The following is a 17,145-nucleotide window of genomic DNA, read 5'->3' on the forward strand; positions in this document are numbered from 1 at the left end:
CTGCGCGTCCACCCAGCCCGTTTCGATCCCGGGCTCCAGGCCCGGGGACCGGAGGTAGATCATCTGGCTGCCGGCCGCAGCGGAACTCCGATTGCCCCTTGAAGAACCGCTGGTCCAGGGGTAGAAGGGGAACAGCCTCGTCCGGCCGCACACTTCGGGAGAACGCTTATGGTCCAGACGGTCAAGTCCGCCGACGGCACGCTCATCGCGTACGAGCAGACCGGCAGCGGCGCCCCGCTCGTCATGGTGGGCGGGGCGCTGAGCGCCCGCCAGGGGGCCGCGGCCCTGGTGCCGCTGCTGGCCGGCGACTTCACCGTCATCACCTTCGACCGCCGCGGTCGCGGTGAGAGCACCGATACGCAGCCCTATGCCGTCGAACGCGAAATCGAGGACCTCCGCGCGCTCGCCGGCGCCGCGGGCGGACCGGTGCACCTGTACGGGCACTCCTCCGGGGGCATCCTGTGCCTGGAGGCCGCCGCGGCCGGGGTCCCGGTCGGGAAAGTCGCCGTCTACGAGCCGCCGTACTTTACCCACCGCAGCCGGGACGAACCGTGGCAGGTCTTCGCCAACAAGGTCAAGACCCTGGCGGATACCGGCCACGGGGACCAGGCGGTGGAGGCCTTCATCCGGCACACCGGTGCCCACTTCGATGAGGGGATCAAGCAAACGCCGTGGTGGCCGGCCGCCGTGGCCCTGGCCCCGACGCTGTTCTACGATCTCACCCTCACCGCGGACGCCGTCGTGCCCGAGGAACGGTTCGCCGGCATATCCGCGCCGGTGCTCGCCCTGTACGGGGATGCCAGCCCGGACTGGGCGGCCGCGTCGGCGGCGGCAGTGGCATCTTCGGTCAAGGACGGCCACCAGGGCGTCCTCCCCGGCCAGGGGCACGCGGCGGCCCCCGAGGCCGTCGTGCCGTTCCTCCTCGGGTTCTTCCACGACTAAGGTCCGCGTCCGGTAAGCCGCCGGACCCTGAAGGAAAGCAGGTACCGGATGCCCAAGCTGCGGGTCCATAACTTCGCCGTGTCCGTCGACGGCTATGGCGCCGGGCCGGACCAGAACGCCGAGCAACCGCTGGGTGTGGGCGGGGAGCGCCTGCATGACTGGATATTCGCCACCGCCTTTGGCCGACGCATGATCGGCGAGGACGGTGGCAGCACCGGCGTCGACAACGGTTTTCTCGAGCGCGGGGTGCAGGGGATCGGCGCCACCATTATGGGGCGCAACATGTTCGGCCCCGTCCGCGGCGGCTGGGACGGCAGCGACTGGACGGGGTGGTGGGGTGAAAACCCGCCGTTCCACCATCCGGTGTTCGTCCTGACCCACCATCCGCGGCCTCCGGTCACCATGGACGGCGGGACAGTGTTCAACTTCGTCACCGATGGCATCGAAGCCGCCCTCGAGCAGGCCTTCGCCGCGGCCGGCGGCGCTGACGTCCGGCTCGGCGGCGGGGCATCGACGGTACAGCAGTACCTGCGCGCCGGGCTGGTAGATGACCTGCACCTGGCCGTGGTCCCGATCCTGCTCGGCGGCGGGGAGCGGCTGTTCGAGAACCTCGACGGCAGACCGGCGGGGCTGGAGCTGGCCGAGTTCGCTCCGTCCGACGCCGTGGCCCATGTGCGGTTTGTCCAGGCCGGCGCAACAGGATAGACAGCTAAACATGCCGCTGCGTCAGCCGATGCCTACGTCGCCGCGGCTACTGTTAGGAACTCTGTACTGTGTTCCACATAAGCACTGCCCTGACAGCTGACTCCTCTACACCGTATTTCTTGGCAATCTCATCCAGCCGCAATCCTAGGCGGCGCAGTTCCATCAGCGTGGAACGGTCCGGCACGATACCCATCTTCTCCTCCTTAAAAGTGCCAGAAAGTGAGGACAGCCCGCGGGCTGTCCAGGCCGGCAAGGGACCACCGGCCTGGACACAACCACGAATATCAAATGATTCGGACAGTATTGCCGGTGCAGCCTCCTGGGAAAGCATCGCGTCGGCGTGTTCCGGCAGCCCAGTGGGTCATGCCGATAGCGGTTGTCCGCATAGGGCGACGATCGCTGTGTTTCGGACCGGATCCAATTGAAAGTTGATCTCAGGTTGGGACCGCCCAGCAGGTAGAAGGCAGCGTGGCCACTACCGGAAAGCCTGCCGTCTGGATCGTGTTCAATATTGGGCTACCTGGGTTATAGACGCCGCTGTTTAGGCGGTGCGGCAAACACGCATGCGCGATGGGCCAGCTGCCAATCCGGCGGTAGTGCCAGTGGCGGCTGGTCAGGATTAGGGTGGCCAGCAGGGAGGAGTGGATGAGGGCGACATTGGCGTAGCCGTTGGACGGGTTGCCCAGGCCGAAGCTGAGCTCGGCGATGAGCAGCGACTCGGTGAATCCGAGGCCTGCCAGCAGGGCGACGCAAAGCAGGCCGGTCCAACGCAGGGAAGGGCCCGGCCGGGCGCGGGTGAACCTGGCACTCAGCCAGGTGGCGGCCATGACGTTTGCAGCTTACCTAGGGCCAGGCGGGCGAGGATTCCCAGCGTCACGGTGTCCGGCAGGGCCAAGGCGAAGCCAGTCGTGCAACTCCCCGGGGTCGATTACTTCATGGCCCGCTTCGGGATGAGATCTTCCAGGGGAAAATCTTCGGCTGCAGCTGATTGTGCGCCGGTTTGGGGCGCCGCAGCCAGACCTCACAGGGACGGCGGCGACCGCGGGCAAGCGGACAGCGGGACGTCACCCGGCGGCGCCGGCCGGGGCGGTTTTCGTTCCGGGGGAGAGGCTGCGAATCCACCGGCGGACATTCGTGCCGCGGCCCTTCCACCAGTTGTTCTCATCCTTGATCGTCAGCCAGTAGCGCAGGACGAAGAAGGCGATGAGTGCGTCGAGCAATGAGATGACCAGCATTCCCGCGGCGATATTGACCGCCGCGGCGAAGAGATAGCCGGCCGTCAGCGAGGGTCCCAGGGCGTTGAGCATGGAGGCGGCCATGTAGGAGCGGCGGGTGCCCCTGACCGACATCCGGTAGGTGAACATGAGCATGAAGTACACCAGGTACGACAGCACCATGGCCCAGGTGATGCCGGTGAAGAGGGGCGAGTTCCCGAACCTGGCCCAGAACTCAAGCACGGGCGGGCTCCGCGGCGCGCAACTCCAGCTCGGAGCGGATCCCGGCCATGTCCGGGTCGTGGTCGGCGACGCGGCGGTCGGCGCTCTCGAGCTTCTGGCGCCAGTCGACGGCGGACAGCTCCCATTCGGCCTTCTTCGTCTCCGCGTGGACGATCATGGTCTCCAGCACGTCGGAGGGGACGTGCTCGTACTGGTGCCGGCGGTGCGTTCCAGTGCACTCTGCCATTGTCCAGCCCCCCGCCAGATCCGTGTCGCCGCCATCGAAGGCGGCTTCCCCTTATCCAGCATGCAGGTGCTTGCCAAGGACTAACTTCGGAAATTGCTGAGGATTAGCTCAGGAAAACAGTCCCCGACGAAGGAGGAGTCGTCCGCGGGGGGGGGGGGGGGGGGGGGGCACCTCGCGTAAAAGGCCCTGCTGCGGGCCCTCCCGGACACCGGTATGACACCGCTTCGTACAATCAGGGGCAGTAGTCGTTGAACCTTCAGGGGACGCACCCGGACATCCACGCATACGTGCGCCAGGTGTTCCAGCCGCCGAGCGCGACCGGGCGACTGCCCATTCAGCGGCCAGCCAGCTAGGCTGCCCCTGACTGCCCCTGACTGCCCCTGGCTGCCGCCGCATGTTCAGAGATGGCGGCACGAACACCCGTGGGGCATGACTGTTGGGGGGATTCACCGCGGCCCGCTGGAACCGCTACGGCAAGCGGCGCGTCACCGTCCGGCTCGAGGGCGCCAACGCCGGCTGGTGGGACGTGCAGGGGCACGGAAATCCGGATTTCGTTTCAGCGCCTGCACGAGTGCTTCAGGCGGGAGGTAAGTACGTTGCATGATGCCATTGGCAGAGTAGTAGTTGAACCCCCTGGCCCCATAGTGGGAGGCGATTTTCGGATTCGGGGCAAGGTTTACGGTGGCGAGGACAACCCCTTCCGCACCGTCAATGACGCCGTCGTCGGATCGTGGTACTGCAGTAACAACCCAGATCCGCCGTTCCGTAGGAACAGGCGACGGCAGTGGGCAGCGTAAGAAGGCCGCTAAAGCTTCGACAATGCTGTTCGCTTTAGGAGATAAAGCTCCTCAGCGCTTCCCCCTGAAGGTCGGACCCCGTTCGGGTCACGAGCCAGGCGCTCTGCATCGGCGGTCCCGGCGCTGAATGCCAAGGGATAGCTTTGGGCGAGCCAATGGTCTGCCGCGAAAGTGTTGGCAGAGTCTTTCACCAAGAGGCTGTTGCGCAGCTTCGCACCTTGGGCTTTGCGCCAGCGGATCGTAAGGTGCCGGACACGGAATAGGGGCATGCGCCGTCGCCGAAGGGAGTGGAGATCCGGCGCGGCATGCAGGATTACAACCAAATCCGCGTAATGTGCCTGAACAATTTTTGGCCTACCGCCTATGTACTCCAATCGCGACGTGGTCCCTCTGGCCGTATGCCTGTCCTAGAGCCTTGGGCGAAGGACAGGAATGAGAGCGCCCGACTGAGATCGCAGTACCACTATCTCTTCTGCCAAGTCGCCACAGCCGTAACGGAAGTCAATGAAAGCCCGATGCCTTGGCATGAGCAGATGGACATCCTCGCCCTGGCTCCTAACTCTGCTCGCCGAATGGTGGAAGCTTTCCTGAGCTTCCACCATTCTGAACACATCGGTAACTTCCACAGAGGGATGCGCACAGCCCTCAGTGTCCTCGAAGCCGATCCGTTGCGCGTTTGGGTCGAACGCTATCTGCACGCGTACTCACACAATGAGGAGGGTGACATTAGCAAGCCTCTCGATGTTACGGAGGTCTCGGCCGTAGTAGCTTCGCTTTTCTACCTCATGGACCGAATTGATACTAAGCACTACATCGCCATGTGCAGGTCGCTTGGTCTGGACAGAGAGGCGATCCTCGCCGTCGCGGGAAGTAAATGAATTTTTCTGGCGGTCCGCTGGAAACCTTCCGGCCCTGAGCCGGAGTCCAGTCAGGCTGAGCAGGCTTCGGCTCTGTGATTGGTCCAATGGACTAGACGACGGCTGAACGGATCAGGGAGCTTGAGCAGAGCAGGTCCCGACCAGGGAGCGTGCCAGGGCGGATGCGGCGGAGGGTCTGGCCGCGTCATTCCGGCAGAATGCAGAGGATCTGCTGATGGCCCTGCACACGCTGGAGGGCGGCAATGTGAGCATCTCTGAGCCAGCCCTGAGCATGCCCGGTGAGCAGGCTTTGAGCACATCGGGCGGGCAGGGTGAGCAGGTCCTGAACGCCCTTGCGCAGCCCCATGCCTGTTCAGTCCCAGCCGGTCCCGGAGACGGCAAAGGCCACCCCGCAGGATGGCCCGAGCCTTTGGCGCCGTCTGGTAGGCCGGCGGTAGTCCCTCATTGAGCAGACGATTCCTTTAGCCTGGCGGCGACCAATGCGCCGATCATGTCCGGGTCGCTGCCAACTGGGCCGAGGGCGAATCCGTTTCGATCTGCGTTGAGCTTTCCCGGCATCATCTGGAGCACTCCGACAACCATTTCCAGCCATTCATCCAAGGACGCAGTAATCTCACCGCTGGTGCTGTCATCTTCGTAAATCAGCGTGAGTTTGCCGTCCGGGTCTGACCATCTCATCTTATGCATCATGCTCTGACGATAGCCGGGAGCTGTAGCGATCCAGAGGGCCTGGAGTGATCTTGGACCACCTCCAGTCCAATTTGTTTTCGAAGTCAGATCGGCGAGGCTGGCTGGATGCCGGAGCCTGTTGTCCTCCATTCCGACAGGCCCGGGCGTTTTAGTCCCTGGTTTTCCCCTTGTCCTGTTCCTAGTCCGGTTGCGTCCAATGCTGCTGACTACTTAGCCAGGTAGCGGTGGAGCGTGGCCACGGATACCCCTACGGCGTCGGCTATTTCCTTGGGGCTGAGGTGGCCGGCCGCGTGCAGTTCCTTGGCCCGGGCCACTTTGGGGCTGTCAAGCAGCTTGGGCCGGCCCCGTTGCGGCCGCGGGCCCTGGCAACGGTCAGGCCTACGTTGGTCCGCTCTCTGATCAGACCACGCTCATATTCGGCCAGGGCGCCGAAGGTGTGCAGCATGAGCTGCCGTGATTGCTGGTGGTGTCGATGGCCTGATTCTCCAGAGCTTTGAATTTTACGCCGCGGCCGTCCAGTTCGTTGACCAGCTCGATCAGGTTTCCCAGCAAGCGGCCCAGCCTGTCGAGCTCCGCGGCTACCAGTGTGTCCCTTCCCGCAGGACCTCAAGGCAGGCGTCCAGCCCGGGCCGCTTGGTCTTGGCCCTGCTGACGCCGCGATCGGTGAACAGGTGCCGGGGATCGTCCTTTACTCCGGCGGCGATCAGTACATCCTTCTGGCCGTCCGTATTCTGGTCCTCCGTCGATGCCCGCATGTAGCTGTCGAGGAGACGACCAAGGTTCTTACCATGTGGACCAGTTACCGAAATTGATTAACAGCCACTTTCCGGCAGAATGACTGTGCGCAGCAGCCTCAACAGCAGGCCGGCTCTCTGTTCACGGGTTCTTGAAACCTTCGCTATAAAGGGCGGTCCCATTTTTGTCGTGCAGGAGAACCGTGTGTCGTGACGAAGCGATGCTTCGACGTTTCCTACCCCTTACTCATTGCGGACTTCCATATGGCGGAGGAAGATGTCTGTCACTGGGGCCAGGCCAAACGCCTGGTGCCGATCGGTAAGGAGGTTCCATATGTTCTGGAACAGGATCAGGATCTTCCGCACAGCACCCCAACTTGGTCCCAGGGTGGAACAGAATTCGACCGTAGCCTCTTCACCGGAGACTGAACCTTCCAAGAATGAAGGAACGCCAGAGAAACCTCCTGTTGGAGTATGGGTGGCTATTTCAGCTGCTTTGGCGGTTGTCGTGGCGATTTTCACGGCACTGGGCCTAGAAGAAGATCTTCTGCGCAGGATGGTCCGCAACGATCCTCGCGGCACTGCATGGGCCATCGGTTTCGTCATCGTCGGCGCATCAGTACCTGTCATCCTGCTTCTGATTCCAAAGACCCGCCGCTGGGCAACTGCGCTAACTGCAGTGGTCACAATCTTGTCGGCCCTCTTGGTCGTCACCGGAATGATTAAGGTGTTGTGGACTGGCGCCGAGAGTCTGCATTCTCGGGACATGCCCGGTTTGTCTTTATCGGCCGTGAAATCGTCATCCGGTGCGGTAACCATCACGTCAGAAGCTACGGCTGCGGCCCTGCGAAGCTCCGAGAGGATATTGCTCCGCATCTATGCAGTTGGCTCATCCGCCTCGACAGACCTGGACGTGGAGAGGCTCTGCCGCGACGTTGACTGGCCCGCCAGCAATGTTCCGTCATCGGGTTCGCGGGTATTGCATTGGGGCGAAGCGGGACCCGACCGGACCGGCACGGCCAAAGTAAGTGAAAGCTTGGTCATAAATGGCGATGACTTCAGCTTCGTCTGTGCCTATACCGCCCTCCTTTGGAAGCCACCAAAGGAAGAACCATACTTTGCATCGTCTGTCGTTGATTTGCGAAGTCTGACGTTCGCACCAACGGAAACTGAGCGCATTCCTACGTCGACTCCTACGTCGACATTACGATAAGATTTCCTTCTCCTTGCCGTCGGCATTCTTCTCGTACAAGCTCTGTATCGGCGGGCTGCCTCTACGGTCCGTAAATCAACTGGTGCCACTGGAGCGGGGGTCACTTATTGGAATGGCGAGTTGTCCATGTGGGCATCAGATTCCGGAGATGCCGCCTAGGAAAGCCGGCAATGCGTCCTAGGGTGAGATGACCCGGGATTTGTCCAAGCTGAAGCGTCAGGAAGCGGAGCTTGCGAAGGCTGAACTAAGGGAGCCTGCAGCTCGGGGATTACCTCCTCTAGCGCGTCCGACGCCGTCTCAGGCCCGGGTGCGGGGCGGATCCTAACTGAAGGACCAGTAACGGATCTTTAGTTCCAACTTCTGGTTGTGACGTCGATCTACATGCCCCGTTTCGGGCCGCGCGAACGATATTTGGGAAAGAAGTCAGCTTTACTTTAGGAGTGGCAGGAGCAGCAGGAGCCTCACACCCAGCCGTCAGTAACACGACCGCGTCCATAAGGGCAGACGCAAGGTAGTGCCTATTTCATTTGGTTCCCTAACAATGACAGTGCCACTTACCCATCTGATTCTAGGGTTTTGCTGAGGCGGAAGAAACCAGGTGGGGGTACCCCTTGATCTCCAAGAGACACCCCGCCGGTGCACAGCGTCCGGGGAAGCGTACGGGTGGCGACAGCCATCGGGATCACTAAGGCCGGCATGGCCCCGTTCCGGATGCACATGGGCTCCTGGATATGCAGGGGGAGCCGCGCCAGCGGCGACCTGTCCCGGCCAGGACTATCAACGGCCATCGGTGGAATGAAACCAATAAATGATCCAGTATAGGATGGAATTTTTATTGGAAATGAAAGGTGGCCAGCATTTCTGACGATGGATGATGCTTCCGGCCTGGTCGGCTACCAAGCTTGGGTTGACTGGATGGGCACCCCCACCCTCACGCTCAGAGACCTGTGGCCTGAGAACCCTCGCGCCATGATCGTCGGGCTAAACCCTGCTCCATTGAGCGTAGAGCTCGGCCACTACTACCAAGGCAGCTACGGGCGGATGCAGCTAAACCGTCTGGTAAAGGCGGGGCTGTTCGATACGCCTTCGGGCAACCGATTCTTCGAGGAACCAGCACTGGCCTCCGGGGTCGGCTTCACGGACCTTGTGAAACGCCCCGCGTGCAGGGGCGATCCTGTGCGCTCCCGGGAGCAGCGCTATGGGCGGGAAGCGGTTCTTGCGGCATTAGAGGCGCAGAAAGTACCCTTGGTCGTCTGCGTGTTTAAGGCACCAGTGAAGCCACTCCTTGACCAGGAGGGCCCGCCTGGTTTGCAGTCCACCCGTACGTCTTGGGGCGGTTTTGTCTTCCGCATGACCGGGCCTACGGGGAACCGCGAGAAGACGGCCCGTGTGATGGATGAGTTCGAGCGATTACTGCGGCAACTGTGATCTAGGACATGTAGGGGGCAGTCACATGGGGTCCAGAGTTTACAGCGAGGAATGGGCTGCGGATCGAACATTGGCTGAGTTTACTGGTCCACAGACATATTGCTCGGTGCTCGAAAGATCGGGGAGCTCATCGATGGCGGACTAAAACGCGGCTCAAGGGTCGTTAGAACATACGGCATGGCGCCCCATACTTCTGAAAGCAACTGGATGGGAGAAACCCATGCACGGTGCTTCCGTAATATCTGGGCTACCGGAGATGTGGGCGGCCCATTACTCTTGTCAGCCATCGTCCTTATCCGCTAGCCCAGGGGGTGAATTCCCGTGAGCCTCTATGATTTGTTTGCCGTAACCAACCCCCCGTCAGCCCTATGAGGCGAGCGTCAGCGAGGCGCACGACTGACAATGGGACCGACAGTTTGGGCCAAGTCCAAATAATGTCCTGTCGCTCCGCTAGCCTGGCCTGATGAATGCATTCATTGGGGGAGGGGCAGCGGACCCACTGTCTGAGGGTCTGTACGAGTCGCTGCATACGGAGTCGCTGGACCGACTGCTGGAGCACGTGCCGGATTACCAGGCAAACTTCGAGAAGGTGAATCCGGAAGAGGCTGCCGAGATTTTGGCCAGGCACATCGCCGATGCCGCTAGGAATGCGTTGTCCTCGACCAAGCCTGAAGACCGGCTCACGGTAGCCAACCGGATCCTACGAGTCATACAGACAGAGGATTCAATCAAGGATGGTCCGCAGCAGCTCCTGTCACTTTACGCACCGGAGAAGCTGCGGCGCCGAAACCTTCGCCGACCGACGACGGCCCTGTCGGACTCTGCGCTCCTGACTAATGGTAAGGACGATCCGAACCTCGCCGCAGAACTTCGTGCGGAGATGGCTTCAGCCAACACCGTGGACCTCCTTTGCGCATTCATCCGTTGGAACGGCTTACGACTTTTGGAAAGCGCTCTCGACGAGTTGAGGGACCGCGGCGCACGGATCCGAGTAATCACCACTACCTACATGGGCGCCACCGAACGTCGTGCTATAGACGAGTTGGTCCGCCGCTACGGCGCGGAGGTCCGGATCAACTACGAAATCCAGTCCACGCGCCTGCATGCCAAAGCTTGGCTGTTCCGCCGCAACACGGGCTACGACACGGCCTACGTCGGCAGTTCGAACCTCAGCAAGGCCGCGCTGGTGGACGGCTTGGAATGGAACGTCCGGCTGTCGTCGGTGACCACCCCGGCGCTGCTGAGCAAGTTCCAGGTGACGTTCGACAGCTACTGGGAACAACGGGCCTTTGTCCCCTACAACCCGGACACCGACTGGGAGCGGCTCGACGCGGCGCTTGAGCGCAATGGCGGTACCACCGCCCTGCAGCCGATGGGTGAGACTGGGCTTGAAGTGCAGCCGCATCTGCACCAGGCGGAGATGCTTGAGGAACTCGAAGCGGCCCGGGGCATCCAGGGGCACCATCGGAATCTCATTGTTGCCGCAACGGGCACCGGAAAGACGGTTGTTGCGGCACTGGACTACAAACGGCTCTGCGACGAGGCCGGCAGGCAGCTGAAGCTGCTGTTCATCGCCCACCGCAAGGAGATCCTGGAACAGTCCCTGCGCACCTACCGTGCGGTCATGCAGAGCGGTTCGTTCGGCGAACTCTACGTCGGCGAGCACAAGCCGATCCGCTGGAACCACGTCTTTGCGAGTGTCCAGTCTCTGGCATCCAGGGACATCGAACAGATCGAACCGAACCATTTCGACGTCGTCGTTATCGACGAGTTCCACCATGCCGACGCCCCGACGTACCGGAAGCTTATTGACCACCTCCGCCCGCAGGAGCTGCTCGGCCTGACTGCCACACCGGAGCGCGGCGACGGCGTCAATGTCGCCGACGAGTTCTTCGGCGGCCGCACTGCCAGCGAACTGCGGCTCTGGGACGCACTGGACGCGGATCTGCTCGTCCCGTTCCACTACTTCGGTCTGGCCGACGACGTCGACCTGAGCCAGGTGGAATGGAAACGCGGCAATTACGACGTCGAGGCCCTAAGCACTTTGTATACGGGCAACGACGCCCGTGCTGCCAAGGTCATCAAGGAACTGCGCGAGAAGGTGCTCAGCACCCAGGAAATGAGGGCCATCGGCTTCTGTGTTTCCGTCCAGCACGCGCACTACATGGCTAAGGTCTGCAATCAGGCAGGTATTACCTCCGTCGCCGTTTCGGGTGCCACCGACAGCGACGAGCGGGCGGCCGCGTTGGCCAAACTCCGTCGCAAGGAGATTAACTGTATCTTCGCCGTCGATCTCTTCAATGAAGGTCTGGACGTTCCGGAAATCGACACCATCCTGCTACTGCGCCCGACGCAGAGCTCCACGATCTTCCTTCAGCAACTCGGCCGTGGACTGAGGCGCGCGGAGGACAAAGCCGTGCTCACCGTCCTTGACTTCATCGGCCAGCAGCGCCGTGAATTCCGCTTCGATCCCAAATTCCGGGCGCTGACCGGCATCGGCAGGGCGGGTCTGGTCAAACAGATCGAGGACGAGTTCCCACTGCTGCCGTCCGGCTGCCAGATCATCCTGGACCGGGTTGCACAACAGACCGTGCTGGACAACATCAAGTCCCAGCTTCGTTTCAACCGCAAGCAGCTGGTCGCCGATGTGCGCTCGCATGCCGAGGTTCTGCTCGAAGACTACCTGCGCGAGTCCGGCCGGGACATCACCGAGGTGTACCGGAAGACCGGCGACTCCTGGACATCGCTGATCCGCGAGGCCGGGTTGATCAACGCAGGTGCACCGGCTGTCATCCTGCGCGAGGGGCGGTCCCTCTTCGAGGAGCAGCTGGTGCTCAAAAAGATGACTGCGCTGCTGCACGTGGATGATCCGGAACGGGCCGAGGTATACACGTCGCTGGTTTCATCGGAGGCCCTGCCCTACGAAGACCTGGGCGAGCGGGAGAAAACACTCGTCCGGATGCTGTTCTTTACCCTCTGGCCAGATGGCGGAGATTTTGAAAAGTACGACGACGGCTTCGAGCAGCTGCGTGCCTATCCTTACGCCTGCTCCGAGATCAGTCAGCTGATGCGGCACGGTGTCCAGTCTGCCCGCCACCTGCCCAAGGGGCTCGGGCTGGGACTGCAGCACATTCCGATGTACTCGCACGCCACATACCGACGTGAGGAGGTGCTGGCGGCCTTGGGTATTGCCAAGCTGGGCGGCCGGAACGCGCAGCACCGCGAGGGAGTGGCCTGGAGTCGTGATACGAAAACGGACGCTTTCTTCGTCACCCTGAACAAGGACGAAAAGAAGCACTCCGCGACAACTATGTACCGGGACTACGCGCTGAGTGAAGACCTGTTCCACTGGGAATCCCAGAACAACACGTCGACGACGAGCCCTGTAGGGCAGCGCTATCTGAACCGTAAGGCGCATGGCTCGCAGATCGTTTTGTTCACCCGAGAGCATTCAAATGATGACTTGGGAATGACTGTGCCCTACACATGCCTAGGTCAGGTTGACTACGTGCAGCACTCGGGGGACAAACCGATCGCGATCACGTGGAAGCTGCACAGACCCATGCCGGCAGACGTGTATGCAGTAGGAAGTGCGGTGGCTAAATGAGTGGCGGCAGCTTCAATTGCACTCAATATGGAAGAAGCCTTCAGCGTTGTTTGCCGACGGAACTATAGGGAAGCATGTCGACACACGGGGAGAACTGTGCCGTGGATTTGGAACGATTCTGGAAACTGATACCCAACGTCCTCGCCAGGTGAGTGTCCTGGATGAACTGCCATGTGTGAGACGTTGCAGGCGCTGCGGTCAAGTACTTGGCACGTCAGGAGATAAGGGCTGCCCAGAGCAAGCCCGACACGAACCCGGACGTGCTGGATTGCTTGCGTCGACAGATGGAACTGCGCCAAGCAGTTTGTCAGCTGCCGAGTCCGCCGGGTTGCCTTGAGACCGAGCCGATAAGCACCAGTTCTATAACGGTTCCCCGCCTCACGGACGGCGCTACCCGGTGGCATCGCTTCCGGCTGATAAGAATTGGACGGTTTCGGCGATGGTCGCCGGACGCATTGATGGGGAACACCAAATCAAATGATCGAAGTAAGTGATGCGCCAAAGGCTCAGAACGAAGCGAACCAAGTGGATTCGCAGCTGCCGAAGAAAGCCACTTGGAAGAGCCGTTGGAAGCTGTGTCTCGGTGCGGCAATAGCTATAGGCCTGGTCCTGACCATTGTCGGAATTGTGGTTGAAGAGAACGTGGCCAGCAAAGCGCGTGCTGCAGAGGCTGCCCGCGTAGCAGCTGAGGAGGCAGAAGCTGCTCGCCTGCGGTTGCTTCCTGATGCTGCCGATGCCTGTTTTGCCGCTTCCGACGGCGGCGTAGAAATCGGCGATGAAGGTCGCAGCCTGACGCTCCAGACACGCGGTAATGAATCTTTTTCTGGAACGTCTTTCATCACTGTTGCTTGCATACTACGAGAGCTGGAAATACCGGACAGCGTGATGAACCGGATGGGTAACACCCGGGCCCTCGATGGGCGACAGGATGCCGAATGGGCCGACTATGCAGCGTCATGGAGTTACCACCCCGACAGCGGCATGAACGTGATTGTTGAACTGGTTGATTAACATGTTGCCTTCCTGACATGGCAGGAAGGCAGAAAGGCGCCAGCATGTTCCAGCGGGAATGCTATTCCCATGCTTGCTGCCGCGCATTGCGCCGAAGCGCTTCAAGTATCTTCGGGACCTCGATATCGTAAAGTTCCGTCAAATTGCTCACAGGCTGCTGATGGCCTCGGATTTGAAGGTCGTCCTCAGGCGCATGCCGGAGGGACCGCGGTGACCGTGACGGTGTCAGCCCCGGCGGACGAGGCCGCCGTCATTACGCACGAGATGCCGCCGCTGGGCAAGGACAAGGCTTACAAGCTGTGGCTGATCTCGGACGCGGACGTGAAGCCGGCGGGCGGGTCTCCGCAGCCGACCACGGACCCGATCATGGTGCAAAAGCTCTAAGGCAGGAGGCCGGCCAGTGTACACAGGCATCATCGGCCCCGGCGACGGCGCCAGCGAAGCCGAATGCGCCACCGCCTACGAGGTGGGCCGGCTGCTGGCCCAAGCCGGCGCCGTCGTCGTCACCGGAGGGCTGGACGGCGTGATGGCCGCGGCCAGCCGCGGCGCCTTCGAGCACGGCGGGGTGACGGTCGGGCTGCTGCCGGGCAGCGTCCGGGAGGCGGCGAACCCGTACCTGACGGTGTCCATCCCCACCGGACTGGGGGAGCTGCGCAACGGCCTGCTGGTCCGCTCCTGCGACGGGCTCATCGCCGTCGGCGGCAGCTGGGGGACGGCGAGCGAGATCGCGCTCGCCTGCCGGACGGGCGTGCCGGTGTTCTCGATCGGCGGCTGGCGCTTCCCGCAGGACGGGCCGGTGCATGTGGATTCGGCCGAAGAGGCCGTGCGGCGGCTCCTGGCCCTGAAGCCACGGCGCCGGGGCTGACCTAGTCCAGCACCCTGCCCTGCGGCCTGTCCGGGGTGGGCAGGATCTGCTCCAGGATCTCCAGCACCGCCCGGGCGGCACGGCTGACGCTGCGCTTAGGCCAGACGACGGCGGCGGCGAGGTAGGTGGGTTCGCCGGCGAGCTCGCGGTAGACCAGTCCGGGGGTGCTGATGTGCTGGACGGAAGAGACGGTGAGCGTGACGCCCACCCCGGCGGCGACGAGATTGAGGATGGCATAGGAGTCCGGGGCCTCCTGCAGGATCCGGGGCGTGAAGCCGGCCTCGGCGGTTAGGCGCATGGCGGCATCCCGGACGGTGGACCCCCTGGTGGCCGGAAAACTGACGAAGGGTTCCGCGGCCAGGTCCTGCAGGGCCACGGTGTCCCTGGCCGCGAGCGGGTGGTCCGCGGGCAGGGCGGCCACGACGCGTTCGTAGCTGAAGACGCGCGTGCTGACGTCCTTGTGCCGGACCGGCAGGCGGGAGAAGCCAATGTCCAGGGCCCCGGCGGCGACCTGGACGGGGGCGAAGCCGCCGTAGACCATGGACTGGAGCTTCAACTCGATGCCGGGGTGGGCCGCCCGGACGGCGCGGGCCAGCGGCGGCAGGACCTCGCGGCTGCTGGCCCCGGGATAGCCGATGGTTACCTGGCCGACGACGCCGGTGCTGCCCAGCACGGCGGCGCGCCGGACGAGCTGCATGGCGAGCAGGGTCTGGCGGACCGGTTCCCGGATTGCCTGCCCGGCCTCGGTGAGCCGGACGGAGCGGTTGCTGCGGTCGAAGAGTTCGACGCCGAGTTCCTGTTCCAGCCGCCGGATCCAGACGCTCAGCTGCGGCTGGGCGACGCCAAGCCTGTCGGCGGCCCGGCCGAAATGCAGTTCGTCGGCGACCATGGCGAAGGCGCGCAGGTATTTCAGGTCCACAGCCCCAATCTATAGCGCTTTCATTATCTAGGGCCTTTGATTTCTTTATTGGACGCTAATCAGATGCCGATGGGATCTTAACCGTGGCTCACGCAACGACGCTCTGTGCGGCGGCATCTCCAGCCAGGTCCAAACCGGGGAGACTGCCGGTCAACAGCATCCCGAAACCGTCTGCCGCAACGGCTTCGACACGGACGTCGAGGCCCATGCCTCCCCGACGGGCCCGGCCTGAGCCCCGTTATCTGCTTTCCAAAGGACAACACACCATGAGTAAGACCCTGACCGAGACCCCGCCCGGCGCCGTCAAACGCGCCGGCGTGATGCAGAAGATCGCAGGATTCTTCACGGAGCTGATGCGCCGCTACCTGCCCGATCCCTTCGTCTTCGCCATCGTGCTGACCATCCTGACGGTCATCCTGGCCATCGTCACCGAAGGCCAGAGCTTCACCGACATCACCGCCGCCTGGGGCGAGGGCTTCTGGTCCCTGCTGGCGTTCACCACCCAGATGGCGGTGATCCTGGCCATGGGCTACGTGCTGGCCAACGCGCCAATAGTGGACCGGCTGCTGGACGCGATCGTCAGCCGCGTGGAGAAGCCGCGCACCGCCGTCGTCGTCGCCACCCTGGTCGGTGCCATCGGCTCCTACCTGAACTGGGGCTTCGGCCTGGTCATCGGCGGCATCGTCGCCAAGAAGCTGGCGCTGCATGTGAAGAACGTGCACTACCCGCTGATCATCGCCGCGGCCTACAGCGGCTTCACCATGTACGGACTGGGTCTCTCGGCCACCATCCCGATGGTCATTTCCACGCCGGGGCACCCGATGGAAGAGCAGATGGGCATCGTCACCCTGGCGGAGACCATCTTCTCCCCATACATGCTCGTCACCGCCGCCGTCGTCCTGGTCACCCTGCCGCTGCTCAACGCGATGCTGCACCCGAAGCCGGGACAGCCGGTCAAGGAGATCGACCGCGCGCTGCACGCCGGCGCCCCCAAGGCCGCCGTCGTGGACGCCGACGCCGATACCTTCGCCTCGAAGCTGAACAACAGCCGCATCCTGGCCATGGCCATCGGCCTGCTGGGCATGGTCTACGTGGCCATCCACTTCGTCCGCGGCGGTGCCGTGGACCTGAACCTGATCAACTTCTTCATCCTGTTCCTGGGCATCCTGCTGCTGGGCACCCCCAACGCGTACCTGCGCCAGCTGAACGAGGGCATCAAGACGATCTCCGGCATCATCCTGCAGTTCCCCTTCTACGCCGGGATCATGGCGATCATGGCCGCCTCCGGCCTGGTGGTGACCATCTCCGGGGTGTTCACGAACATCTCCACCCCGGAGACCCTGCCGTTCTGGGGCCTGATCAGCTCCTGGCTGATCAACTTCTTCGCCCCGTCCGGCGGCGGCCACTGGGTGGTCCAGGGTCCGTTCATGATCGACGCCGCGAACGCCATCGGCGCCTCCATCCCGCAGACGTCCATGTCGGTGATGCTGGGCAACGCCTGGAACGACCTGGTCCAGCCGTTCTGGATCCTGCCGGCGCTGGCGCTGTCCAAGCTCAAGCTCAAGGACATCATGGGCTACACGGTGATCATGATGTTCTGGGTCGGCATCGTCTACATCGCCGCCATCCTGGCCTGGGGCTTCCTGGGCTGACCCGGGTCCACCGAAAGTTTC

18 protein-coding genes and 1 pseudogene are annotated in these 17,145 nt (G+C 62.7%); 10 read left to right on the plus strand and 9 right to left on the minus strand.

Annotation, left to right across the window (positions count from 1 at the left end; genetic code table 11):
- Nucleotides 1-168: 168 nt before the first annotated feature.
- Both ACFQ36_RS01120 and ACFQ36_RS01125 read left to right on the plus strand, forming a co-directional pair.
- Nucleotides 169-942: an alpha/beta fold hydrolase gene (locus ACFQ36_RS01120; RefSeq protein ID WP_377009725.1), complete on the plus strand. Its 774-nt coding sequence runs from the start codon at nucleotides 169-171 to the stop codon at nucleotides 940-942.
- A 48-nt stretch (nucleotides 943-990) separates the two neighbouring features.
- Nucleotides 991-1,647: a dihydrofolate reductase family protein gene (locus ACFQ36_RS01125; RefSeq protein WP_377009727.1), complete on the plus strand. Its 657-nt coding sequence runs from the start codon at nucleotides 991-993 to the stop codon at nucleotides 1,645-1,647.
- A gap of 52 nt (nucleotides 1,648-1,699) precedes the next feature.
- Here the strand turns inward: ACFQ36_RS01125 and ACFQ36_RS01130 are convergent, their stop codons facing one another.
- The 4 genes from ACFQ36_RS01130 to ACFQ36_RS01145 form a co-directional block, all read right to left on the minus strand.
- Nucleotides 1,700-1,840 (minus strand): hypothetical protein, encoded by a 141-nt coding sequence (locus ACFQ36_RS01130; protein WP_377009729.1) that lies wholly within the window; start codon nucleotides 1,838-1,840, stop codon nucleotides 1,700-1,702.
- 241 nt (nucleotides 1,841-2,081) lie between these two features.
- Nucleotides 2,082-2,474, minus strand: coding sequence for a Na+/H+ antiporter NhaA (locus ACFQ36_RS01135; RefSeq protein WP_377009731.1), 393 nt, complete (start codon nucleotides 2,472-2,474; stop codon nucleotides 2,082-2,084).
- A gap of 237 nt (nucleotides 2,475-2,711) precedes the next feature.
- The gene (locus ACFQ36_RS01140; RefSeq protein ID WP_377009733.1) at nucleotides 2,712-3,104 is read right to left on the minus strand and encodes a hypothetical protein; all 393 of its coding nucleotides are present in this window, start codon (nucleotides 3,102-3,104) and stop codon (nucleotides 2,712-2,714) included.
- On the minus strand, nucleotides 3,097-3,330 hold the full coding sequence (locus tag ACFQ36_RS01145; protein ID WP_377009735.1) for a hypothetical protein: 234 nt from the start codon (nucleotides 3,328-3,330) through the stop codon (nucleotides 3,097-3,099). The genes ACFQ36_RS01140 and ACFQ36_RS01145 overlap by 8 nt, the downstream gene beginning before the upstream one ends.
- A 1,195-nt stretch (nucleotides 3,331-4,525) precedes the next feature.
- Between ACFQ36_RS01145 and ACFQ36_RS01150 the strand changes: the two genes are divergently transcribed.
- On the plus strand, nucleotides 4,526-5,005 hold the full coding sequence (locus ACFQ36_RS01150) for an AAA family ATPase (protein ID WP_377009821.1): 480 nt from the start codon (nucleotides 4,526-4,528) through the stop codon (nucleotides 5,003-5,005).
- A 184-nt stretch (nucleotides 5,006-5,189) separates the two neighbouring features.
- Here ACFQ36_RS01150 and ACFQ36_RS01155 read toward each other — a convergent pair whose 3' ends face one another.
- The 4 genes and pseudogenes from ACFQ36_RS01155 to ACFQ36_RS01170 all read right to left on the minus strand — a co-directional run.
- Entirely contained in the window at nucleotides 5,190-5,351 is a 162-nt protein-coding gene (locus ACFQ36_RS01155; protein WP_377009737.1) for a hypothetical protein, read from the minus strand.
- A 95-nt stretch (nucleotides 5,352-5,446) separates the two neighbouring features.
- Complete coding sequence (locus ACFQ36_RS01160; protein ID WP_377009739.1) at nucleotides 5,447-5,683, minus strand: hypothetical protein; 237 nt, start codon at nucleotides 5,681-5,683, stop codon at nucleotides 5,447-5,449.
- 218 nt (nucleotides 5,684-5,901) lie between these two features.
- Nucleotides 5,902-6,027 carry a helix-turn-helix domain-containing protein gene (locus ACFQ36_RS01165; RefSeq protein ID WP_377009823.1) on the minus strand — a complete coding sequence of 42 codons (126 nt, stop codon included), beginning with the start codon at nucleotides 6,025-6,027 and terminating at the stop codon, nucleotides 5,902-5,904.
- 77 nt (nucleotides 6,028-6,104) lie between these two features.
- Nucleotides 6,105-6,450, minus strand: a pseudogene (locus ACFQ36_RS01170) (recombinase family protein); the annotation flags it as partial.
- Nucleotides 6,451-6,763: 313 nt separating this feature from the next.
- Between ACFQ36_RS01170 and ACFQ36_RS01175 the strand changes: the two are divergent.
- The 6 genes from ACFQ36_RS01175 (at nucleotide 6,764) to ACFQ36_RS01200 (ending at nucleotide 14,553) form a co-directional block, all read left to right on the plus strand.
- The gene (locus tag ACFQ36_RS01175) at nucleotides 6,764-7,642 is read left to right on the plus strand and encodes a hypothetical protein (protein ID WP_377009741.1); all 879 of its coding nucleotides are present in this window, start codon (nucleotides 6,764-6,766) and stop codon (nucleotides 7,640-7,642) included.
- Between the two features lie 867 nt (nucleotides 7,643-8,509).
- Nucleotides 8,510-9,070, plus strand: a complete 561-nt coding sequence (locus tag ACFQ36_RS01180) for a uracil-DNA glycosylase family protein (protein ID WP_377009743.1) — start codon at nucleotides 8,510-8,512, stop codon at nucleotides 9,068-9,070.
- Between the two features lie 463 nt (nucleotides 9,071-9,533).
- Nucleotides 9,534-12,677, plus strand: a complete 3,144-nt coding sequence (locus ACFQ36_RS01185) for a DUF3427 domain-containing protein (protein WP_377009745.1) — start codon at nucleotides 9,534-9,536, stop codon at nucleotides 12,675-12,677.
- Nucleotides 12,678-13,154: 477 nt separating this feature from the next.
- Complete coding sequence (locus ACFQ36_RS01190) at nucleotides 13,155-13,688, plus strand: hypothetical protein (RefSeq protein ID WP_377009746.1); 534 nt, start codon at nucleotides 13,155-13,157, stop codon at nucleotides 13,686-13,688.
- A gap of 69 nt (nucleotides 13,689-13,757) precedes the next feature.
- Nucleotides 13,758-14,072 (plus strand): anti-sigma factor domain-containing protein, encoded by a 315-nt coding sequence (locus ACFQ36_RS01195; protein WP_377009748.1) that lies wholly within the window; start codon nucleotides 13,758-13,760, stop codon nucleotides 14,070-14,072.
- A gap of 16 nt (nucleotides 14,073-14,088) precedes the next feature.
- Entirely contained in the window at nucleotides 14,089-14,553 is a 465-nt protein-coding gene (locus tag ACFQ36_RS01200; protein WP_377009750.1) for a TIGR00725 family protein, read from the plus strand.
- 1 nt (nucleotide 14,554) lies between these two features.
- Here ACFQ36_RS01200 and ACFQ36_RS01205 read toward each other — a convergent pair whose 3' ends face one another.
- The gene (locus tag ACFQ36_RS01205; protein WP_377009752.1) at nucleotides 14,555-15,472 is read right to left on the minus strand and encodes a LysR family transcriptional regulator; all 918 of its coding nucleotides are present in this window, start codon (nucleotides 15,470-15,472) and stop codon (nucleotides 14,555-14,557) included.
- A 266-nt stretch (nucleotides 15,473-15,738) separates the two neighbouring features.
- On the opposite strand from ACFQ36_RS01205, the gene ACFQ36_RS01210 reads away from it, so the two are divergent.
- Complete coding sequence (locus ACFQ36_RS01210; protein ID WP_377009754.1) at nucleotides 15,739-17,124, plus strand: short-chain fatty acid transporter; 1,386 nt, start codon at nucleotides 15,739-15,741, stop codon at nucleotides 17,122-17,124.
- Nucleotides 17,125-17,145: the final 21 nt, after the last annotated feature.

Origin of the sequence: Arthrobacter sp. GCM10027362 (assembly GCF_042679445.1) — a bacterium.
Lineage (GTDB): Bacteria > Actinomycetota > Actinomycetes > Actinomycetales > Micrococcaceae > Crystallibacter.